20 protein-coding genes and 1 riboswitch are annotated in these 20962 nt (G+C 67.9%); of the genes, 8 read left to right on the forward strand and 12 right to left on the reverse strand.

What is annotated here, in order from left to right; genetic code table 11:
* Positions 1–164 precede the first annotated feature (164 nt).
* A complete protein-coding gene (locus ERC79_RS07550; RefSeq protein WP_278249734.1) occupies positions 165–1616 on the reverse strand; it encodes a carotenoid oxygenase family protein in 1452 nt (483 codons plus the stop codon).
* Positions 1617–1723: 107 nt separating this feature from the next.
* On the opposite strand from ERC79_RS07550, the gene ERC79_RS07555 reads away from it, so the two are divergent.
* Complete coding sequence (locus ERC79_RS07555) at positions 1724–2389, forward strand: TetR/AcrR family transcriptional regulator (protein ID WP_131577064.1); 666 nt, start codon at positions 1724–1726, stop codon at positions 2387–2389.
* Positions 2390–2434: 45 nt separating this feature from the next.
* Here the strand turns inward: ERC79_RS07555 and ERC79_RS07560 are convergent, their stop codons facing one another.
* The 9 genes from ERC79_RS07560 to thiO all read right to left on the reverse strand — a co-directional run bounded on the left by ERC79_RS07560 (position 2435) and on the right by thiO (position 10481).
* Positions 2435–3232 carry an adenylate/guanylate cyclase domain-containing protein gene (locus ERC79_RS07560; RefSeq protein ID WP_242676857.1) on the reverse strand — a complete coding sequence of 266 codons (798 nt, stop codon included), beginning with the start codon at positions 3230–3232 and terminating at the stop codon, positions 2435–2437.
* 144 nt (positions 3233–3376) lie between these two features.
* Complete coding sequence (locus ERC79_RS07565; RefSeq protein ID WP_131577068.1) at positions 3377–4834, reverse strand: M20/M25/M40 family metallo-hydrolase; 1458 nt, start codon at positions 4832–4834, stop codon at positions 3377–3379.
* 91 nt (positions 4835–4925) lie between these two features.
* Positions 4926–5897, reverse strand: a complete 972-nt coding sequence (locus ERC79_RS07570; RefSeq protein WP_131577070.1) for a helix-turn-helix domain-containing protein — start codon at positions 5895–5897, stop codon at positions 4926–4928.
* Between the two features lie 81 nt (positions 5898–5978).
* Positions 5979–6731: an ABC transporter permease gene (locus ERC79_RS07575; protein WP_131577072.1), complete on the reverse strand. Its 753-nt coding sequence runs from the start codon at positions 6729–6731 to the stop codon at positions 5979–5981.
* Positions 6728–7693, reverse strand: a complete 966-nt coding sequence (locus tag ERC79_RS07580; protein ID WP_131577074.1) for an ATP-binding cassette domain-containing protein — start codon at positions 7691–7693, stop codon at positions 6728–6730. Before ERC79_RS07580 ends, ERC79_RS07575 begins: the two co-directional genes overlap by 4 nt.
* Positions 7694–7803: 110 nt before the next feature.
* Complete coding sequence (locus ERC79_RS07585; protein WP_242676769.1) at positions 7804–8361, reverse strand: pentapeptide repeat-containing protein; 558 nt, start codon at positions 8359–8361, stop codon at positions 7804–7806.
* Between the two features lie 77 nt (positions 8362–8438).
* The gene (locus tag ERC79_RS07590) at positions 8439–9188 is read right to left on the reverse strand and encodes a thiazole synthase (RefSeq protein ID WP_165497051.1); all 750 of its coding nucleotides are present in this window, start codon (positions 9186–9188) and stop codon (positions 8439–8441) included.
* Between the two features lies 1 nt (position 9189).
* Complete coding sequence (gene thiS / locus ERC79_RS07595) at positions 9190–9399, reverse strand: sulfur carrier protein ThiS (RefSeq protein WP_131577080.1); 210 nt, start codon at positions 9397–9399, stop codon at positions 9190–9192.
* A 14-nt stretch (positions 9400–9413) separates the two neighbouring features.
* Complete coding sequence (gene thiO / locus ERC79_RS07600; protein WP_131577082.1) at positions 9414–10481, reverse strand: glycine oxidase ThiO; 1068 nt, start codon at positions 10479–10481, stop codon at positions 9414–9416.
* Positions 10479–10590: riboswitch (TPP riboswitch) on the reverse strand. (Overlaps the previous gene by 3 nt.)
* A gap of 26 nt (positions 10591–10616) precedes the next feature.
* Here thiO and thiE point away from each other — a divergent pair.
* On the forward strand, positions 10617–11309 hold the full coding sequence (thiE, locus tag ERC79_RS07605) for a thiamine phosphate synthase (RefSeq protein WP_131577083.1): 693 nt from the start codon (positions 10617–10619) through the stop codon (positions 11307–11309).
* A gap of 51 nt (positions 11310–11360) precedes the next feature.
* On the opposite strand, the gene ERC79_RS07610 is transcribed toward thiE, so the two are convergent.
* Positions 11361–12653, reverse strand: a complete 1293-nt coding sequence (locus ERC79_RS07610; protein ID WP_242676770.1) for a glycosyltransferase 87 family protein — start codon at positions 12651–12653, stop codon at positions 11361–11363.
* 261 nt (positions 12654–12914) lie between these two features.
* Here ERC79_RS07610 and ERC79_RS07615 point away from each other — a divergent pair, with 261 nt between their 5' ends.
* The 4 genes from ERC79_RS07615 (at position 12915) to ERC79_RS07630 (ending at position 16066) form a co-directional block, all read left to right on the forward strand.
* Positions 12915–13307 carry a phage holin family protein gene (locus ERC79_RS07615; protein ID WP_131577085.1) on the forward strand — a complete coding sequence of 131 codons (393 nt, stop codon included), beginning with the start codon at positions 12915–12917 and terminating at the stop codon, positions 13305–13307.
* Positions 13308–13424: 117 nt separating this feature from the next.
* Complete coding sequence (locus ERC79_RS07620) at positions 13425–14825, forward strand: MFS transporter (RefSeq protein ID WP_131577086.1); 1401 nt, start codon at positions 13425–13427, stop codon at positions 14823–14825.
* Positions 14822–15559, forward strand: a complete 738-nt coding sequence (locus ERC79_RS07625; RefSeq protein ID WP_131577088.1) for a thioesterase family protein — start codon at positions 14822–14824, stop codon at positions 15557–15559. The genes ERC79_RS07620 and ERC79_RS07625 overlap by 4 nt, the downstream gene beginning before the upstream one ends.
* Before the next feature lie 87 nt (positions 15560–15646).
* On the forward strand, positions 15647–16066 hold the full coding sequence (locus ERC79_RS07630) for a pyridoxamine 5'-phosphate oxidase family protein (protein ID WP_131577089.1): 420 nt from the start codon (positions 15647–15649) through the stop codon (positions 16064–16066).
* Positions 16067–16070: 4 nt separating this feature from the next.
* On the opposite strand, the gene ERC79_RS07635 is transcribed toward ERC79_RS07630, so the two are convergent.
* Positions 16071–16910 (reverse strand): NUDIX hydrolase, encoded by an 840-nt coding sequence (locus tag ERC79_RS07635; RefSeq protein ID WP_131577091.1) that lies wholly within the window; start codon positions 16908–16910, stop codon positions 16071–16073.
* A gap of 157 nt (positions 16911–17067) precedes the next feature.
* Between ERC79_RS07635 and ERC79_RS07640 the strand changes: the two genes are divergently transcribed.
* Together ERC79_RS07640 and ERC79_RS07645 are read left to right on the forward strand one after the other, a co-directional pair.
* Positions 17068–18417 carry a hypothetical protein gene (locus tag ERC79_RS07640; protein WP_207390438.1) on the forward strand — a complete coding sequence of 450 codons (1350 nt, stop codon included), beginning with the start codon at positions 17068–17070 and terminating at the stop codon, positions 18415–18417.
* Positions 18418–18488: 71 nt separating this feature from the next.
* Positions 18489–20753: a serine/threonine-protein kinase gene (locus tag ERC79_RS07645; protein ID WP_131577092.1), complete on the forward strand. Its 2265-nt coding sequence runs from the start codon at positions 18489–18491 to the stop codon at positions 20751–20753.
* Positions 20754–20962 lie beyond the last annotated feature (209 nt).

The following is a 20962-nucleotide window of genomic DNA, read 5'->3' on the forward strand; positions in this document are numbered from 1 at the left end:
GTGCGCGCCGGGTACTGGGGGCGGCAACAGTTTCGCGAAGTCGTCCGAATGGTCCGCTAGGGCCTGCTACCGGATCAGAGTCATCGACGAGACCCGATGTGGCCCGTCCTCGGAACCCTCCGATGACGAGCACCTTCACCGAGATCAGGCGCCATCGGCACTGATCATCCGGTCTCGGGAATCCAGTTTCCGTGGAATCCGTGTGGCACCTTCGCTGGAAGATGCACAGCCGCAACGGTCTCCAGTGTCTCAGCGTCGACGAAAGTCAGGTCGCTGCGATTGGCCGCTCTGTCGTATACGAATCCGATGAGCACGCCGTCGTCCTCGGACGCATCCGGTGCAGCGGGCTCGAAAACGAACTCGCCGAGCTCCTTTCCAGGTCCGAAGTCCTTCGAGACTGCGGCGCCGGCAACAAGGTCGTGTTTGAGCAATGTGCCGGACGGATGTCCATCGACCCGGTCCATGATCGGTGCGTACGCGTAACGGTGCCGACGGCCGATCAGCCGCTCATCGATGCGGGGGAACTCCTGCGTCCGACCATCAAGCAGTTGTTCGCGAACACGGCCGGAATTCAGGTCGAGGACCCACCGGTTCATCGTCGGTGCGCCTTCGGTCGGCCCGAGACGGTTGTTGTCGAAGACACGCTCATGACGGACAGCATCGAGGACGATGGTGTTTCCGTCGTCGTATGCGTTCGCCTGATGGAAGATGTAGCAGGGATCCACCTCGAACCAACGAACGTCGGATGCCACGCCGTCCCGGGGCAGGACACCGATCCGGGCTGAATAGGAATCGTCCCAGCAATACGGAAATCCGCTGTTCCCGGGCGCCCTCTCCGCCATAGCGAACCCGACGGGGTCCGGGATCCGGACGCGTCCGACCATTGCCGACAACACCAATTGTGCAGTCCAGCGGAGGGGCCGGGGCACCGTTATCGCCGCCGCCTGACGTGGATCGAACGTGACAGGCAGATCGAAGATCAGCACGTGCTGTTCGGTAAGCGCGAAACCATGCATCATCGGGCTTCCACCCACTTCGATGTCCAGTCGACGTCGCGCGCGCCCATCCTTGCCGATGACCGAGTACTGCACGGTGTTTCCGCGGCCGAAGAAGTACGAGATCGCGTGCAGTTCACCGGAGAGCGGATCGCGTAATGGATGCGCGGTGTAGCCGCCGGGCAGCGTGCCGTCGAAATCGCACGTCCCGATCGTCTCCAGCTCGTCCGTCAACTCGAAGTTCGCGACCCCGGCCTCAACCAGGGCAAGCGTGCGCCCAGCATGCCCGATCACGTTCGTGTTGGCGCCGACCGCACCGTAGCCCGCGCCGCGCGAGATCCTTCGTGGCCGCTCGCCGAGCCTGACCGACACCTCGGCGTTGCGGACAAAGCGATTGCGGTACCAATCCGCTTTCCCGTCCCGAATCCGCAGCCCGTGGACCATGCCATCACCGGCAAACCAGTTGTAGGTTTCGGGATCGACCTCGGCGCTGGGGTTCGGCCCGTTGCGCAGATAGCGGCCGTCGAGATAGTTCGGGATAGCACCCGTGACCGTCAGGTCCGTAAGAGTCAGCTCCTCCCTCACCGGTCCGAATCCACCTTCGAGATACATGTTCCCCACCGTGGTCCCACCCCTGATCGCATCTATAACAGCCGTGATATCAGATGACATAGCTGGCGTCACCCAAAGTAGTGGTTGACGAACCGCCGCGTGGAATAATCCGAAACATGGCCAGACGCAGCGTGGATCCGTCGATGAGGATGGGGCTACTCGAGGCCGGTGCACGTCTACTGTCTTCTGAAGGTCCCGCAGCGCTCTCCACCCGTCGGGTCGCTGCCGAGGCCGGCACCTCCACCATGTCGGTCTACACCCACTTCGGTTCGATGCCCGATCTGGTTGCCGCGATCGTCGAGGAGGGCTTCACCCGTCTCGGAACAGCACTTGCGCTGGTCCCCCAGACCGACGACGCGATTCTGGACCTGGCCGAAGCCGCCCGTGCGTATCGAACGAACGCGCTCGACAACCCGGAGCTGTACTCCGTCATGTTCGGCAGCGCTTCACTGGGCGGCTACCGTCCAGAATCAGCGGATATCGCCGCGGCTGGACTGCACACATTCGAAATGCTGGTGTCACTGGCGGATCGGGCGATCGAGGCAGGACGGTTGGACCCGGCCGACCCGCATCTTGTCGCCTCACAACTGTGGAGCGCACTACACGGGTTCCTACTCCTCGAAATCGCTGGTCATTTCGGCACCAACGGCAACGCCGAGGAGCTCATCCTCACTCCGCTGTTGCTCAATCTGATCGTCGGACTCGGTGCAGACCGAGACGCCACAATTGCGTCTGCAATGGACAAGACCCCTACCGAGAGGGTCGAGTCCAACGGGGGTTGAGCGGCCGGCACGTCGGAGAAGACCTCGTACCTCCGGCCAACAGGCTCACCGTGGTGTGGGTGCCGGCCGCAGCACGAACATCCGCAGATCCTCCGGCACTCCTCGCTGCGGCGCCGCCAGCAGCCCCCGCCGGTACCGCTTGGCCACCAGGCCCAACTCCGCGAGCCGCTCCGCGCCGATCGCGTCGTACGTGTTGCCGGACATCACGACGTTGCCATTGCCGCCGAGCTCCATCATCCGGGCCGCGACGTTGACGTCCACGCCGAACCAGTCGGCCCCGATGGGCTGTGGCTTCCCGGTGTGCAGGCCTACGCGCATGCGGGGACGGTAGCCGTCGTGTGTCACCGTCGCCAGCGCCGCACGGGCCGCGAACACCGCCTCCACCGCCTTGTCCGGGTGGTCGAACACCACCATCAGTCCGTCGCCGAGCCGCTTGACGACCTGGCCGCCGTATTCACTCATCGCCGGCTCCACCGTCGTAGCGACCTCCCGCAGCAGCGAGAGGGTGGCGCCGTCACCAGCAGACAGCGACCAGCTGGAGAATCCCACCAGGTCGGTGAAGACGATCGTGACCTCACCGTCCGCAGGGCTGCCCCATGCCCTCTCGGCCTTCTCGAGGACCGCCTGCAGCACCTGGAGCGCCGCCATGCTCACCTCGCGGGAAGCGCCCGGACCTGCGTCGATCAGGCGGGCTGCCGCCCGGGCCCCACCCGGACCGGCAGTCGACAGCGGGTCACCGAACGCGGGATCGCCGGGAAGCGCCCGCCGGATCCGCCGGACCGCGTCCACGAGCTGTGGCTGCCGGTCGGTGTCACGCACCCATTTCGCGACCGAACCCGTCACCGTTGCAGACCCACCCTCGGCACCGGCATCCACCTGCGGTGGGTCCGGGGTGGCGCCGTCGTCGAGCGAGTCGTCACTCACCCCGGCAAGGATAATCGCGCCCGATGGATCCCGCAGAGGTCCAGCGTGCGGCCAATTCGGCGTCTATTTCCCCGCGTCGGCGCGCGCAGAGGTGCGCGCATCCCCTGCCGCTGGCACCCCGTTCGGCCCGCCGATGGACTGCGCATAATGTCCGATGCCGTATCCGATCGCCTCGGCACTGATGGCGAGCGCCTGCCGGTCCACGTTTGCGAGCGTGTCCCTGGTCTTGTGATAGTTCGGGTCGAACGCCGCATCCGCCTGCCCGCCCCATTTCGCTGCCTGATCTGCGGTCTTGTCCTCGTCGGCGCCGGTGAACAGCCCGCCAGCCGGGATTCCGACCGCAATGAACGGGCCGTAGTCGGAGCGGCCGTCGAAGGCGGTGCCGTCCGGCGAAATGCCCAACTGCAACAGGATCGCCTCGAAAGTGCGCTCTATTCCCGCCGATCCCTCCGGCCCCGGACCGTCGCCCGCCTTGCCGGAATTGTCGCCGTCGTAGGCGAGGAATCCGGCATTGGGCGAGCCGACCATGTCGAAGTTCAGGTACATCGCGATATCCGCGCGGGCCGCGTCGTCGAGACCGTTCACATACGCCTCGGAGCCCTGCAGGCCGATCTCCTCGGCGCCCCAGAACGCGAACCGCACCGCGTTGTCGACGTTCGGCTTCGCACCGAGCCGGCGCGCTGTTTCGAGCAGCACCGCCACGCCGGACCCGTCGTCGTTGATGCCCGGGCCCTCCGGCACCGAGTCCAGGTGCGCTCCCACCATGACGACATTGCCGGAGGAGCCGGTCTTGGTCTGCGTAATCACATTGCGGGACTTGGTAATTTCGATCCTTGTGTCGAGTGTGAGCGTCACGTCGCCACCCTGCCGCAGCGCCGCGCCGTCGGCCTTACTGATACCAGCGGTGGGGATGCGCACCTCGTCCCTCTCGCCGAGCGTGCCAGCAGCCAGATCGGCATCCTCGTTGTTGGCTACGAGGACCGCGGCCGCACCCCGCTCCGCCGCCACCTGCTGTTTCTGCACGAAGGGACACGATCCGCGGTCCACCAGCACCACCGCGCCGGCCGCGTCCAGGCCGTCGTAGTCGGTGACCTCGCAGCCAGGGGTGTCGTCCGACGGCACCGGCACCAGCCGGGCTGCCAACCCACCGGCCGGGGTCGCCGGTGAGTACGTCAGCGCCTGCACCGGGATGTCACGACCGGCAACCTGCAGTGTCTGCGTGGTCGCCGAAAAGGCTTCCACATCGAATTCCGGTGTCTCCACATCGAATCCGGCATCTTCGAGCTGACCCACCACATAGTCGACGCTCGCGTCGTAGCCGGGTGTGCCGGCCGCGCGGTTGCCACCGTTCTCGGTCGCGATCCGCTCGAGCTGCTCGAGATCACCGACAACCGCGTCGGTGCTGATCGCCGCCGCGAGGCCCGGCCCGTCGATCGGCGGACCGGGGTCCTCCGAATCGCTACACCCCGAGACCACCAGCGCGCCGGCCAGTCCTATGACGAACGCCACCCTCTTTCGCATGTCGCGAAGCGTAACCGATCACGGCACGCTCACCCCGCTCGCTCCGCGAGGCGTGCCCAAGAACGGCGAGCTCTCCGGGTTGGAAAGCCCGTCAGGCACGGAACTTTCGCCGGTAATCGGCGGGGCTGACACCCACCTGCGTGACGAAGAGACGGCGAAACGTTCCCGCGTCCTGATAACCGATGCGCTCGATGATCTCGCCCAGGGGCCGATCGGTGGTCTCGAGGAGTCGTTTGGCGGCGCGGACCCGCGCGCGCTGCAAGAACGTGAGCGGCGACTCGTCTGCCTCCGCGCGGAAGCGGCGCAACAGCGTCCGGGTGCTCACGTGAAATGCGTCCGCCAGACGGTTCAGGTCGTAGGGATCGGCGAGATGCGCCACCAACCAGTCCGCGACCTCCTGTGCGAACGGTCCCCGCGCGGTTGGCAGCATCGACTCGACGACGTAGGGCGACTGGCTCGTGCGGTTCTCGGCAACGAGCGTGATTCTGGCTGTGGCGCGGGCAATATCGTCACCGAGGTGTTCGCGGATGATGTCCGTCGCGAGATCGAGTGCGGCACTGAACGCGGCGGTGGTGGTGACGCGGCCATCGCGCACCACCAGCGACTCCGATTGAACGATCGATTGCGGATACCGTCGGCCAAGCTCCGAGGCGAACAGCCAGGACGTCGTGCATCGGCGCCCGTCGAGAAGTCCGGCCTCGCCCAACAGGAATGCGCCGACGCACACCGAAGCGACGTGGGTCCCCCGCGCCGCGGCCGCGCGGAGGAATGCGGACTCGCGGCGCCACAGCCCCAGCCGAGGATCGAGATCCTCGGCCGGAACCAGCTCGAACCCCGGCACGATCAGCCGATCGAACCGGTGACCCCACCGCTGGGCTCCGATCGGGAATCCACCGGCCGCTGCCACCGGCGCCGCCGACGCCGAGATCACCGACACCTGGAACGGATCCTCTGCCGGTCCACCTGCCTGGCGCACCACACGGTTGGCGATGAGGAGTAGATCGGAGAACACGAAGATCTCGGCCGCCAGGCAGCCCTCGTAGGCCAGGATCCCGATCCGCATCGCGTCCCCCTTCCGTCGTCAGGGCCGAAGATAGCCGAAGCGCCCGGCCGGGAAGTCCGGCCGGGCGCTTCGAGAGCGATATCAGGCGTCGCGGTTGTTCACCACGAACAGTGCGGCGCCGAACACGACCGCGACGAACGCTGCGAAGTACGCCAGCGCACCCCACGGGCCCCAATGGAAGTCATAGGCGCCACCGGATCCGAGGAAGTACGACACATTGTTGAACGGGCCGAACTCGCCGATGTACTTGCCCACCTTGGGAATCATCGTCGCGAGGCTCTCGATCACCAGCGGCCACAGCAGCAGCAGCGAGATCGCACCCGCCGACTGACGGATCAGCGTGCCCACACCGACCGCGAGCACGGCCAGGAGGGCGTAGTAGATCGGGATGCCGAACAGCTCACGGGCGTTGCTTCCCGCCCCGATCGACAGCGACTCCCCCGAAATCGCCTGCGCTACGAAGAACGAGGCGAGCGCGATCACGAGACCGAGCACGGCGGCGACGGCTGCCAGCAGCAGCGCCTTGCCCCCGATCACCTGGGTCCGGTTGGGGATCGCCTGGAAGGTCGTGCGGATGACGCCGAACCGGTACTCCGTGGTGACGGCCAGCGCCGACATGATCATCACCAGCATGGCGCCGAACTGCGCCGCGCCGGCCTGGGTGTAGGCGACCGTGAACTCGCCCATCGAATTGTCGCCCGACGACACCAGCGACTTGTACGCCGCACCCATGATGGCCGCGAATCCGATGCTGACGACGACCGCGATCAGCGAGCACCACATCGGCGACTTGGTGGACGTCAACTTGATACGTTCTGCATTCAACACGCTCATCGGAGCGCACCTCCCATGTTCTGCGCACCGTCGACGGGCACTCCGGCGACCTGCGCGTGATACTGCACATCGTCACCGGTGAGCTTCATGAACGCTTCCTCGAGCGAACCACGCTGAGACGCCAACTCGTGCAGGACGATTCCGTTGGCACCGGCGAGCGCACCGATGTCGTCGGTCACCGCACCCGAGACCAGCAACGCCGGCTGATGATCGACACCCGCATCCTCGCGGACCGCGAAACCCTGCCCGGTCAGGACACTGCGCAACGCGTCGAGCTGGGGGCTACGCACCCGCACCGACGACTCCGACGAACGGTCGACGAAGTCCTTGACGCTCGTGTCCGCGATCAACCGACCACGCCCGATCACGATCAGATGCTCTGCGGTGAGCGACATCTCCGACAACAGATGACTCGACACCAGCACGGTACGGCCCTCCGCCGCGAGGCTCTGCATGAACTTGCGGATCCACACGATGCCCTCGGGATCGAGACCGTTGACCGGCTCGTCGAACAGCAACACCTTCGGATCGCCCAGCAACGCACCGGCCAGACCCAGCCGCTGCGACATACCCAGCGAGAACCCACCCGCCTTCTTACCCGCAACCTCGCTCAAACCCACCAACCGCAGCACCTCGTCCACACGTGATGCAGGCAGCGAGTTGGCCGCCGCCATCCACTGCAGATGCGCCTTCGCCGACCGGTTGGGGTGCACCCACTTCGCGTCCAACAGCGCACCGACCGTGCGAAGTGGCTGCTTGAGCTGCTGATACGGCACCCCCTCGATCAGCGCGGTACCCGCCGTCGGCGTATCCAGTCCGAGAATCATCCGCATCGTCGTCGACTTACCGGCACCGTTCGGGCCGAGGAAGCCGGTGACGATGCCCGGCTTCACGGAGAACGTGAGATTGTCCACCGCTTTCGTCGACCCGTAGGCCTTCGTCAGTCCGCTCACTTCAATCATGGGGACCACTCTGCCCGATCAGGACCTTCTGCACATCGGCCGAGGGTCTATTCGCGCGTCATCCCCAGGGATGACACAGACCCCGAGACGCTGTCAGGGATCACCCGGACTCAGGCCCGGATGACGCCGTCCGGCATCGTCACATCGGTGAGATCCGCGCCGCTGACATCCGTTGTGGAAAGCACCGCGCCAGTGAGATCCGCGTGCGCCAGGTACGCACCCGCCAGCCGCGCCCCCGTCAGGTCCGCCTCCCCAAGGTACGCGCCGGTCATGTAGGCGCCGGAAAGATCGGCCCCCGCCAGGACGGCGTGCGCCAGATACGTCGAGGTCAGGAACGACAGCGTGAGCACCGCGCCCGACAGGTTCGCATTCGTCAGATGTGCGTTCGTGAAGTCGGCGTCCGCCGCCATCGCCCCGGCGAGATTGGCCCCGGTCAGATCAGCGCCCCCGAGTTCTGCCGCAGTGAGATCCGCTCCCGACAGATCTGTGCCCACGAGGTTGGCCCCCGTGAGATTGGCCCCGGCGAGATCGGCCCCGGAAAGGTCGATGCCGTGCAGATCGGGCGCGTCCGACAGCTCGTCACGTCTGGCGTTCCACGCCACGACGTCCGAGCGGAGCAGGTTCAAGAGTTCCGGGTTCAGCGTCGTCGACATGGCGGTCCTACTCACGGGGATTGGACGGACGGAACAGTCCCTCCGAGCCTAGGTGTCGCGGCGGCCGCCGGTCAGAGAATTCGATCAATCCGTCACATCGGCGATGACGCCTGCGCCCAGAACCGCTTGGGGATGCGGCCGGCGTGCCGGGCTTCGTAACCGGCGGTGACCGCGCCGCGCATCGCCGACGCCATCAGCGCCGGGTCCTTCGCACGGGTGACGGCCGTCGCGAGTAGCACCGCATCGCAACCCAGTTCCATCGCGAGCGTCGCGTCGCTCGCGGTGCCGATACCGGCATCGAGGATGACAGGGACGTTCGCGGCGTCGACGATCATCTCGATGTTGTGCGGGTTCGAGATGCCCAGGCCGGTACCGATCGGCGACCCCAGCGGCATCACCGCGGCGCAGCCCACGTCCTCGAGGCGCTTCGCAAGTACCGGATCGTCCGTGGTGTACGGCAGAACGGTGAAGCCGTCGTCTACCAGCTGCTCTGCGGCACTGACCAATTCGATGGCGTCGGGCAGCAGGGTGCGCTCGTCGGCGATCACCTCGAGCTTCACCCAGTCGGTTTCGAGCGCCTCGCGCGCGAGCTGCGCGGTGAGCACGGCCTCGGCCGCGCCGCGGCAGCCCGCGGTGTTCGGCAGGGGCGCGATGTCCAGTCGGCGCAGCAGGTCCAGCACACCCGTACCACCAACAGCGTCGACGCGCCTCATCGCGACCGTCGTCAGCTCGGTGCCCGATGCCACCAGAGCCTCCTCGAGCACCGCGAGGTTCGCGGCGCCGCCGGTGCCCATGATCAGGCGGGAGCCGAAGGTGCGGTCGGCGATCGTGAGCTTGCCCATCTCAGCCACCCTGCACTGCCGTGAGGATCTCGATGTCCCAGCCGCGACCCACCGGCTCGTCCCAACGCGTCTTCGGGAACACCGTCCCGTCCACCGCGACCGCAATGCCGCGCTGCGGCAGTTCCAGCCGGTCCAGTAGCTCCGTGACCGTCAACGATCCGTCGAACTCGTGGTCCTCACCATTGACGGTAATCCCGAACATCTCACTCATCCAAACCTCGCTTGTCATGCTCTTACAGGTGAAAATCGTTCGGCGGCGGCGCTTTCCGCCTCCGCCAGGGGTGTGCCATCGAGGATCGCGACCGTTGCGTCCGCGGTCACCGGGGTCATCAGGATGCCGTTGCGGCCGTGCCCGGTGGCGAGCACCATGCGGTCCGAGACCCGGCCGATGATCGGCAGGTTGTCCGGACTCATCGGTCGCAGACCAGCTTTCACCTCGTAGAGTTCGTACTCGCCGATCGCGGGCATCAGTGCCTCCGCGTCGGCAATGAGGTCTCGGACACCGGCGACGGTGACCTGTGTGTCGTGTCCCGACTCGTACTGCGTTGCGCCGACCACGATGCCATCGGCGCGCGGCACCAGGTACGACGGCCGTCCGTGCACGCTGCCGCGAATGGTGCGGCGCGGCGCGGGCGTCACTCCCGGGCGGGCCCGCAGGCGCAGGATCTCACCCTTGACCGGGCGCACCGGCAGGTTCGGCCACAGCTGCGCGGAGTTCGAGCCCGCCGACAGCACCACCTGATCGGTGGTGAGCTCGTCGAGATCCGTCACCGCACGTTCGACCAGTTCGACACCGGCGGCGATCGTCGCGGTCCGCAGCGCCTGTACCAGCAGTCGATTGTCGACGGCCAGTTCGGTGGGCGCCTGCAGCGCCAGCCGGATCCCGCGGCCCAGCGACGGTTCGAGCTCGCGGATCTGAGCGCGGTTCAGGATGCGCAGCTCGTGGCCCTGCGTCTCGACCCACTCCGCGATCGTGTGCAGGTCCGCAGCGTCGGCGGCGTCGAGAGCGACGGTCAGCGAATCGTCGGACGTGACCAGACTCACGCCCGCGATACGTTCGAGTTCGGTGCCGAAGCCGGGCCACCGTTGCAGCGACGCCGCACCCAGTGCGAGCGCCTTCTCCTCGCCGGGCCAGCCTTCCGACAGCGGTGCCAGCATTCCGCCCGCCACCCACGAGGCGCCGCTACCGGGCGCCGGGTCGTACAGCGTCACCGCCCAGCCGCGCTGTGCCGCGCGCCAGGCGATCGACAGGCCAATCACTCCGCCGCCGACGACGGATACCGATCGGGTCATTCACTCCACCTCACTCCCTGCGCCGGCATGATCCGGGTCAGGTATGACGGTCGGGGCCGGCAGGCCCCCTCTCAGCCCCGTACCCCTCGGGACTCCCGTGTTGATTCATCCACGCTAGAGACTACCGTTTCAGGTGTGCATGCCTCCCAGTCCGTCAAGCGCCTGACGCCCCGCGAGCGACTCGCGGACGCGCGTCTCTACCTCTGCACCGATGCCCGCCGCGACAAGGGCGATCTGGCTCACTTCGTCGAGGCGGCGCTCGCCGGTGGCGTCGACATCATCCAGCTGCGCGACAAGGGCTCGGCCGGCGAGCGCGAGCTGGGACCGCTGGAGGTCAAGGAGGAGTTGGCCGCGCTCGCGGTGATCGGTGCCGCGACCCGCCGGCACGGCGCGCTGCTCGCCGTCAACGACCGCGCCGACCTCGCGCTCGCCGCGGGAGCCGACGTCCTGCACCTCGGCCAGAACGACCTGCCCGTGCACTATGCGCGCCGCATCGTCGGCCCGGACGTCGTGATCGGACGCTCGACGAACAACCGCGCACAGGCCAGCCTCGCCGCGATCGAGGAGGACGTCGACTACTTCTGCACCGGACCGGTCTGGGCCACGCCTACCAAACCGGGGCGGACGGCGTCGGGGCTGGACCTGGTCCGCAGCACCGCCGAGGCGCAGCCGGTGCGGCCCTGGTTCGCGATCGGCGGCGTCGACCAGGAGCGCCTGCCGGAGATCCTCGACGCCGGCGCCACCCGCGTCGTCGTCGTGCGCGCCATCACCGCGGCCGAGGACCCGCAAGCCGCCGCGCAGGCGCTCTCCGACGCCCTGCGCAGCTAGCTTCCCCGCGCTTTGCGCACTTGTCGCGAGATCTCGAGCGGCGAAACCGCGCTAAGTGCGCAAGGCGCTGTCGGGGATGGGGCGTCCAGCGCGGCGCGCGATGATTGTCGCGCCGATCATCACCGCGACGTACAGCAGGACGTAGATGTTCATCAGCACGTCAGCGATGGTCCACCATGGCGGAAACAAGAACAGCCCCACCACCACGTTGTCCTCTTCCCACCGGTACGGCCAGGCGCCGGCAGCGAGGTACACCACCAGCGCGGCCATCCACCACCAGCGATTCGTCAGCGTCCGGTGCACGATGTACACCAACAACGGCACGAACCACACCCAGTGGTGACTCCACGAGAACGGGGACACCACCGCGGCGGTCAGGCCGGTCACCGTCACCGCGAGCAGGCGCTCCCCGCCGTGATACAGCCGCCACACCACCCACATACTCCCGGCCACCACCACCATTGCAAGTGACAGCCACAGCCACAGCGGCGCCGACGCACCGGTCAGGTGCGCGATGACACCCCGCAGCGACTGGTTCGACGGGTGTGTGTCCGCCGCGATCCGGGTGGACTCGAAGAACGTCTTGGTCCAGTACTGCCGCGAATCATCGGGCAGCACAAGCCAGCTCAGCCCGATCGTTGCCGCGATGGTTCCGACCGCCACCGCCGCAGCCCGCCACTGGCGCAGTACCAGGTAGTAGAGGACGAAGTACCCCGGCGTGAGCTTGATGCCCGCCGCGATGCCGACACCGATGCCCTCGAGCTTGCTGCGCTCGCCGCGTGAGGTATCCCACAGCACCAGCAGCATGAGTACGAGATTGATCTGGCCGTAGAACAGCGTCGTGCGGACCGGTTCGAGAAACGTACACGCGACCGCCAGCAACGCCGACAAGGTCACGACGTACGGGGTGATCCGGTAACCGAGCATCCGCCAGCACAGCGCAACGATCACCACCAGCAGAACCAGATTGATCCCCATCCACACGTGCCGACCGGTACCGATGGGCAGCAGTCCGAGCGGGATGAAGGCAAGCGTCGAGAAGGGAGTGTAGGTGTAGAGCAGTCCGTGGATGACGGGCTGGGTGTAGAGCGGCAGGTGCTCCATCACGTGCCGGGCGCCGTCGCGGTACACGTCCAGATCGGCGCCACCGGAGAACAAGCCGATGTTCGGCATCCACAGGCGGACGGTGGTCGACACCAGCACCGCCGAGACCGCCGCCCACAACGCCAGGACCGCAAGATCCCACACCCGACGAGGCATTTCGGGCGCGGCAACCGAACCGCGCGACCTGTCGTGCACCAGCGATCGCCCCCTCGTGAATCCGATACCTCGATCGAACTTCATACGGAGCCTAAGCAACTAAGCCGAGGCGGGCACAATCCACTCCCGGAGCGGGAACCCGCACCAGACGATACCGGCGATGACTGCCGTCAACGCCCACCTCCAGAGGCTGCACAGTCCGGGAGGCCGGCATTGCATGTCAACGCGCCCAACACGGCCGAGCGACCAACCTGCGACGCGCCCGATACGGAGCTGGATAGACTCCACCCCAGTCGACCACGCGATCCGTCGGAGATCTCCGGGTCGGGACGAAAGGGCCGTAACATGATTCGCCTTCTGATACGGGCCGCGATCTTCCTGGGATCCGCCGCGATCGGGATCCTCGCCGCCGTGTGGCTTCTGCCAGAGGTGTCGGTGAGCGCATCCGGCTTTGCCACCGCAGTCGTCGTGTTCGCGATCGCGCAGAGCGTGCTGTCGCCGTTCATCATGAAGGTCGCCGCCAAGAACGCGTCGGCCTTCCTCGGCGGGATCGGCCTGGTGTCCACCTTCGTCGCCCTGATCATTGCATCGGCGTTCGGTGGCCTGTCCATCTCGGGCTGGCGGACGTGGATCCTCGCGACCATCGTCGTGTGGCTGGCGACCGCCCTCGCGACCGTCCTCCTCCCGATCGTGCTGGTGAAGAACAAGGTGGAGAACGGACGCAACTCCGCCTCCTGACGCTCCCCGCCCGCGCGTCTTGCGCACTTCGCGCTGAATCCGTCGCCCTGAAGTCACGACAAGTGCGCAAAACGTTCTGACTTGTAAAAGTGATAGCCAGGGTCCACACTCCTGACCATGGCAAACAAAAGTCAGCGTTCAGGGGTGCTTCTTGCAGTCCTTTCCGGCGCCCCGTTCGTGGCCAGCCTGGATCTCTTCATCGTCAACGTCGCCCTGGACGACATCGCCGCCAACTTTCCCGGCACCTCGCTCGCGCACCTGAGCTGGGTACTCAGCGGATACGCGATCGTCTACGCCGCCCTGCTGATACCCGCCGGCCGCTGGGCCGACCGGATCGGACGCCGCCGCGCCTTCCTCGCCGGACTCGCGCTGTTCACCGTCGCCAGCGCGGCATGCGCCTTTGCACCGTCGCTGTGGGCACTGGTCGCATTCCGGCTGCTCCAGGCCGCAGGAGCCGCCGCCCTCACCCCCGCTAGTCTCGGTCTGGTCATCGCCGCCATGCCCGACGCCAAACGTGCGTTCGGCGTGCGACTGTGGGCCGCGACGGGCGCAGCGGCGGCCGCCTTCGGACCTGTCGTCGGCGGGTTGCTCGTGGCCGCGTCGTGGCGCTGGATCTTCCTGATCAACGTGCCCATCGGACTGGTCCTACTGTGGGTGGCCGCGCGCACGGTGCCCGAATCCCGTGACCCGAACCCGACCGCCGTCGACCTCACCGGCGCGGCCGTCCTCGCGTTCGGCGTCGGCGCAGTGTCCCTCGCCCTGGTGCAGGGCCCCGAATGGGGATGGACACATTCCGGCACGCTCGCGGCCGCTGTCCTCGGAGTGCTCGCGCTCGCCTGGTTCGCCCGCCGCACTGTGCGGCACCGGAACCCCCTCCTCGACCCGGCGCTGCTGCGGGTGCGTCCCTTCGCATGGGCCAATGTCACCGCGATCGCGTTCAGTGCGTCGTTCGCGGCCGGACTTCTCGCGAACATACTGTGGATGCAGAACCAGTGGGACTACTCCGCGCTGCGCACCGGACTCGCAATCGCACCCGGACCGATGCTGGTGCCGGCGTTCGCGGTGGTCGGCCAGATCCTGAGCAGACGCCTGCCGACCGGTGTCGTCACCGCACTCGGCAGCACACTGTGCGGGGGCGGCACCGTACTGATCCTCCTCAGCGTCGGTGGGCAGGGCCAAGCCACCGCCAACTACACGACCGGCCTGCTGCCCGGCTGGCTGATCGTCGGTGCGGGCGTCGGACTGGCCCTGCCCACGATCCTGTCCACCGCCGCCGCGACACTGCCCGCGGCGCAGGGTGCGACCGGTAGCGCCGTCGTCAATACCAGCCGCCAGATCGGCAGCGTCCTCGGCATCGCCGTCCTGGTCGCGGTGCTCGCCGCCTCCGGCTTCACCGCCGCATGGTGGACGATCGCCGGACTCGCGGCGCTCGGCGCCGTTACTGCGCTCGCGATGTCGCCGCGCCCCGCCGCCCCACGTATCCAGCAAACCGTTACTGCACAGGAGTTCTCGGTATGACCACAACCCTCACCCCGTTCCCCGGACACTTCGACGACACGTGGCGCGCGTTCGACGGCATCCACGGCGGGCTCGTGCTCGCCGCCATGCTGCGCGCCGCGGCCGTCGAGACCGATGCGGTTCCCGTCGCCGCCACCGCGCACTTCTACGCCCCGGTGCGCCCCGGTCCGATTGCCGCCACGGTCCGCCCCGGGCACGGGGGCCGCTCGCCCGGCGTGCAGGTGGACCTCGACTCGGCCGCCACGGCACTTGTCCGGCTGTCGCGCAACATCGCCCCCGCCGTCCATGCGCCGATGTCCGATGCCGCGGACAATCCGGAGAAGCTTCCCGCCCTGGATATTCCGGTCGACTTCGTACCGTTCTCGCAGCACCTCGACATCCGGCCGATCAACTCGGCCCGGCCGTTCGCGGGTGGCGCCGAACCCGAATTCGACGTGTGGATCCGGCTCCTCCCGACACTAGAGTTCACCGGCGTCGAACGCGCGGCGATCCTGCTCGACGCCCTGCCCCCGGGGCTGTTCGCAACCCGAACCATGCCTGTGCCGATCCCGACGACGGAGATCACCGCTCACTTCGCGCCGGCCGTGCACACCTCGGCCGGACCATGGCACCGGCTGCGGCACCGAACGGTGTGGTGGACACCCGACCTGTGCGTGGACGAGACCGAACTGTTCACCTCCAGCGGTGAACTCGCCGCGCAGGCTCGGCAACTCCGCCGGATCCTCGACCACTGATGCGCAGCTCACACTCCAACCTGCTGGCATGCGACCTCACGAGGGGGCAGAGTCGACGGTAGAAGGTCATCGAGGATCGGAGCAGACATGCCGGACCAGCCCCGCACCACCGGACCCGTCACCGCGCTCACCGAGCAGGAGAGCTGGGAGCAACTGCGCACCGGCCGCCTCGGCCGGCTCGTCGTGGTGATAGACGGAACGCCGGAGATCTATCCGGTGAACTACGCGGTCCGCGAGGACAAGGTGTACTTCCGCACCGCGGAGGGCGACAAGCTCGCCGAGATCACCGTGCACCCACAGGTCGCCTTCCAGGCGGACCACGCCGACGACACCGCGGGCTGGAGCGTCGTCGTGCACGGTGCGGCCCGCACGCTGGTGCGGTTCGACGAGATCAACGCCGCCGAAGCGCTGGACCTGCAGTCGTGGGTGCCCACCGACAAGTTCAACTTCGTGGAGATCCGGCCGACGTCGATCACCGGCCGACGGTTCGTCATCAACCGCGGCTGACCGATCAGTCCAGCCACGCCAGCACGGTGGACGGTGACAGCGCCAGCACCGAGGCCGGCAACCGTCCGCGTAGGCCGCGGTCGGCGGTGACGACTGCGGTCAGGGTCGCTGCCCCCGACGCGAGCGCGGCCACTGCGTCGTCGCCGCTGCCCCCGGCCGCGTGCACCGGTACCCGGGCGTCGAGATACTCGGCGCCGCGGGCCTGACCCTCGAGCACAGCCTCGATCCGCGGCAGCCAGCCGAATCCGCCGTCGGGCAGTTCGATCGTGCGCGGCAGCACCTGTGCGATCCGATCCAGCAGGTCCGTCGTCGCGCCCGCGCGATCACGCCACCAACCGTTCGGTCGCGAACCGAGCACGTTCGCGGTATCCAACAGCACCCTCATCTCGGTGGTGCGCAATGTCGGCCAGGCCACCGCGAAGCCGGGGTGCAACGGCATGCACTCCACCTCGTTCTCAGGCACCCAGCGCAGCTCGGTGCTCTCACCATTGGGGACAACCGGCAGTGGCGCCGACACGTCGGCGATCACCGTCGTGTACGTCCAGCCGCCGTCGACGCTCGCGGTCACCCGCTCGGTGCGCACCTGCACCGCGTCCACGTCGATGCCCGTCTCCTCCTGCGCCTCGCGGACTGCCGCGTGGACGGTGGTCTCGTGGCTGTCCCGCGCGCCGCCCGGCAGGGCCCACGTGCCGCCCTGGTGGCTCCACGCCGCTCGATGCTGGAGCAGGACCGAGGCCGATCCGCCCGGCAGCGGAGCGCGTAGCAACAGCCCCGCCGCGCCGTGCCGACCCCAATGTCGCACCCCGTCCGGGGTGGTTGCCCACCCGTCTCCGTCACCGCGCATGGAGTACCCCTCACCTGCCCTGTTCGCCGAGCCACTCGCCTGTCCCCACAGTATTCCCCGCGACAGGACCGCAATGGCGGATCAACCTGCCGGTCCTGCTTATATGCTCGGCATACGGACCCGAACCACATGACCTTCGGAAGCCGAGGCGACTGCCGTGACACGGCATCACTACGCGATACTGGGGAACACGACGCAGCGGAAGCCGTCGGGGGATCCGACCCGGCGGGAAACCTCGACTGCCCTCTCACCCCAGATTCCCCTCAGCGAACTGCTGCGGTCCACCCCGGCGCGGCTGCTCGCGGTCGGCGTCGCACTGCTGCTCGGCACGCTCGCTGTGGGCCTGATCGCGTCGGCCACGGTCAACGAGCGCAAGCAGGAGATCGACACGCTGCTCACCACCACCGAACCGCTCGCCCAATCGACGCAAAACCTGTACGCCTCGCTGTCGGTGGCCGATGCCGCCGCGGCAACTGCCTTCCTCTCGGGAGGGGTGGAGCCGCAGGCGGTGCGCGATACGTACACGCAGGCGGTCGGGACGGCGGCGGCCGAGCTGGTGTCCACATCGGACGGTCTGCCCGGCGACGACACCAGCCGACGGCTGCTCACTCAAATCTCCACCGACCTGCCGGTGTACACGGGCCTGGTGGAGACCGCGCGAACCAACAACCGCGCGGGCAATCCGATGGGTGGGGCGTATCTGGCAGAGGCATCGACCCTGATGCAGACCCGGTTGCTGCCGCTCGCGGAGGCCCTGCACAGTGAGCGGGCCGCCGCCGCCACGGCACCGCAGTCAGGATTCGGACGTCCCCTGTGGACGCCGATCGGGTTGCTGGTGGCGCTGCTGATCGCGTTCGTCGCGACGCAGATCGTGATGGCGCGGCGGACCCGGCGCACGCTCAACCCGGGCCTGGTGTTCACCACCGCAATGGTGGCTGTGCTGCTCGCATGGATGCTGATCGCCGGCCTCGTCTCGGCGACCAGTGCGCACCGGGCGGTGACCGAGGGCTCGCGTCCGCTCACGACACTCGATGCCGCACGCATCCTCGCGCAGCAGGCACGGACCGAGGAGACCCTGCAGCTGGTCCGGCGAGACGAGTCCGAGAACCACGCCCGGGCGTTCAACGCCGCCACCACCGAGTTGCACAATCTGCTCGACACGTACACGGCCCGTATCGGCCGCGACGATGTCGCCCGTGCCTCGGTGGAGCTGAGCCAGTGGGACGCGTCCCACCAGCGCATGCTGGACGCGCTGTCGAGCGGTGACTGGATGTCTGCCGCGGCGATGACGGCGGGCGCCGATCCGGACAGCTCGGCCGCACAATTCTCGGCGGTGGACGGCGCGCTCACCAACGCCGCCGACAGCGCGCGGGCGGAGCTCCGACGGGACATCTCTCGCTCATCGACAGTGCTGTCCGCGCTGGGGCCGGGCGCGGTGGTATTGACCGTTGTCGCCGCGATCGGCATCCCGGTGGGGCTGTGGCCCCGGTTGAGGGAGTACCAGTGACCGCCCATCGGGCCCGCGCCCCGACGACCGCCGACGCTGCATCGAACTGAGGCAATCGACAGAGCCGAGGAGTGATGACCGGAAAGACTGCGGGAGAGAACGATCCGGACGAAGCGGATGAGATCGCGGTGACGCGCGCGTCGCCCGGCCTCGGTGAACCGACACCCACCCAAGAGGTGTCCCAGACCACGGGACGACGCAGCGACCGCACCCAGCGTGCCCGCACTACCCTGCGCCGCCGGCTCGGCGGAGGTCTGGTCGAGGTGCCGCCTGTTCCGCGACGCGATCCCACATCGGCAGTTCTGACCGATCCCTATGTGCCCGAGCGTAAACGGTTCTGCTGGAGGTGCAGCCGGCCGGTCGGGCGTACCACCGCTGACGGGCCCGGGGCCACGTCCGGAATCTGCCCGCACTGCGGGGCACCATTCCAGTTCGCGCCACTGCTCTCGCCCGGCGAACTGGTTGCGGGACAGTACGAGGTACAGGGCTGCATCGCCCACGGTGGCCTCGGCTGGGTGTATCTGGCCGTCGACCGCAACGTCGATGACCGCTGGGTGGTCCTCAAGGGGCTGCTGCACTTCGGCGACTCCGAGGCCCACGCGGTCGCGCTCGCCGAACGCCAGTTCCTCGCGGAGGTGGCTCATCCGAGCATCGTGCGCATCTACAACTTCGTCGAACATCCACGCGCCGATGGCGAACCGTGCGGGTACCTGGTGATGGAGTACGTCGGCGGCGCGTCGCTGCGGGACATACTCGCGACGCATTCGCGGCCGGAACGGCTGCCAGTCGAAGAGGCTATCGCCTATGTGCTCGAGATCCTGCCGGCGCTGGCCTACCTGCACTCGATCGGTTTGGCCTACAACGATCTCAAGCCCGAGAACGTGATGCTCACCGACGAACAGGTCAAGCTGATCGATCTCGGCGCCGTGGCCCCGATCGAAAGCTACGGCTACCTGTACGGGACCCCCGGATACCAGGCTCCGGAGGTCCCCGAGACCGGCCCGACAGTGGCCTCCGACATCTACACGGTGGGCCGCACGCTCGCAGCCCTCACCCTCGACCTGCCCTCCGAGAACGGCCGTTACCTCGACGGCCTGCCCTCCCCGGATGAGGCGCCACTGCTCGCGCAGTACGTCTCGTTCCGCCGGCTACTTCTACGGGCGACCAATCCGAACCCCTTGCGGCGCTTCCGCTCTGCCGATGAGATCGCCGGACAACTCACCGGGGTGCTGCGGGAGATCCTCGCCCAGCAGACCGGCCGAGAACATCCCGGCATGTCGCCGGTGTTCAGCCCGCAGCGCGCCACGTTCGGCGCCGAGGAGTTCGTGGAGCAGACCGACGTGTTCGCGGACGGCATCGAGCGGGACGCCACGCTCAGCGCGCACGCGGTTGCGCAGGCGCTGCCTGTCCCCCTGGTCGACCCGGACGATCCCAGCGCCCACCTCGTGGCCGCCGCGGCGCACAGCGAACCACAGCTGACACTCGATGCGCTGCGACGAACCCGGGACCAGGAACTCACGCGTCCCGGTGTAACGGCCCCGTCGCTCGAGCTGATGCTCGCCGAGATCCGCGCCCACCTCGACCTCGGTAGCGGCGAGAGAGCCGACGAACTACTCGAGACGCTGGCACGCGACCGGCCGGACGAATGGCGAATCGACTGGTACCGGGGGCTTGCGGACCTGCTCGGCGGTCGGCACGAATCCGCTCATGGCCGTTTCGAATCCGTGCTCGCAGCGATGCCCGGCGAGTCCGCTCCCGAGCTCGCGGTGGCCGCTGCCGCCGAACTGGTGATCCAGCACGGCCACGATATCGATGTCGACCACTGGCGGTCGATCGCCGAGCGCTCGTACCGCATCGTCTGGCGGACCGACCGCAACATCGTCAGCGCGGGTTTCGGGCTGGCCCGGCAGCTCACCGCGCAAGGCGATTACCGGGCAGCCGTCGACGCGCTGGACCGCGTGCCGGTGAGCTCACGCCACTACACGGTGGCCCGGATGACGTCGGTGCTGACGCTCCTCTCGGAGCGTCCGATCGGGGCCATCGAAGAATCGACACTGCGCGAATCGGCGCGTCGGGTGAGCGCCCTCCCCCCGGGCGAGCGACGCGGGCCGCAGATGCGCACCGTGGTGCTCGGTACCGCCCTGCAATGGCTCCTCTCCGGGCACAACACCACCACGGGACGCGAACCGCTGCTGGGCGTTCCGTTCACCGAACGCGGCCTGCGGGCGGGCACCGAGGCGGCGTTGCGGGCGATGGCCCGCGTCGCCCCCGCTCCCACTCACCGCTACACCCTGGTCGACCTGGCGAATGCGGTGCGGCCGCGGAGCCTGTTCTGAGCCGTACTCCCCTGCCGGCCTCCCGGACTCGGGACACGATCCATCCCAGCGCGGCCGCGACGAGCAGTGCGGTCACCGGAACCGGCAGTACCAGTGGGGTTGCCAACGACAATGCCAGGGAGAGCATCGGGGCCAGCATCCGGCCCGGATCCGGCCGCAGTTCGACGGGTGGAACATCGACCATCCAGTTGCCGTACCGCGTCCCGTCG

This window comes from Rhodococcus sp. ABRD24 (assembly GCF_004328705.1).
GTDB lineage: Bacteria > Actinomycetota > Actinomycetes > Mycobacteriales > Mycobacteriaceae > Prescottella.

Bases quoted from the DNA above. Each gene is read 5' to 3' on its own strand.
- ERC79_RS07575 (WP_131577072.1), bottom strand. From the start codon at position 6,731: ATGAGCGTGTTGAATGCAGAACGTATCAAGTTGACGTCCACCAAGTCG.
- ERC79_RS07555 (WP_131577064.1), top strand. From the start codon at position 1,724: ATGGCCAGACGCAGCGTGGATCCGTCGATGAGGATGGGGCTACTCGAG.
- ERC79_RS07635 (WP_131577091.1), bottom strand. From the start codon at position 16,910: ATGCGCGGTGACGGAGACGGGTGGGCAACCACCCCGGACGGGGTGCGA.
- ERC79_RS07570 (WP_131577070.1), bottom strand. From the start codon at position 5,897: ATGCGGATCGGGATCCTGGCCTACGAGGGCTGCCTGGCGGCCGAGATC.
- ERC79_RS07630 (WP_131577089.1), top strand. From the start codon at position 15,647: ATGCCGGACCAGCCCCGCACCACCGGACCCGTCACCGCGCTCACCGAG.
- ERC79_RS07610 (WP_242676770.1), bottom strand. From the start codon at position 12,653: ATGAAGTTCGATCGAGGTATCGGATTCACGAGGGGGCGATCGCTGGTG.
- ERC79_RS07590 (WP_165497051.1), bottom strand. From the start codon at position 9,188: ATGGGCAAGCTCACGATCGCCGACCGCACCTTCGGCTCCCGCCTGATC.
- ERC79_RS07565 (WP_131577068.1), bottom strand. From the start codon at position 4,834: ATGCGAAAGAGGGTGGCGTTCGTCATAGGACTGGCCGGCGCGCTGGTG.
- ERC79_RS07580 (WP_131577074.1), bottom strand. From the start codon at position 7,693: ATGATTGAAGTGAGCGGACTGACGAAGGCCTACGGGTCGACGAAAGCG.
- ERC79_RS07615 (WP_131577085.1), top strand. From the start codon at position 12,915: ATGATTCGCCTTCTGATACGGGCCGCGATCTTCCTGGGATCCGCCGCG.
- ERC79_RS07625 (WP_131577088.1), top strand. From the start codon at position 14,822: ATGACCACAACCCTCACCCCGTTCCCCGGACACTTCGACGACACGTGG.
- thiS (WP_131577080.1), bottom strand. From the start codon at position 9,399: ATGAGTGAGATGTTCGGGATTACCGTCAATGGTGAGGACCACGAGTTC.
- thiO (WP_131577082.1), bottom strand. From the start codon at position 10,481: ATGACCCGATCGGTATCCGTCGTCGGCGGCGGAGTGATTGGCCTGTCG.
- ERC79_RS07620 (WP_131577086.1), top strand. From the start codon at position 13,425: ATGGCAAACAAAAGTCAGCGTTCAGGGGTGCTTCTTGCAGTCCTTTCC.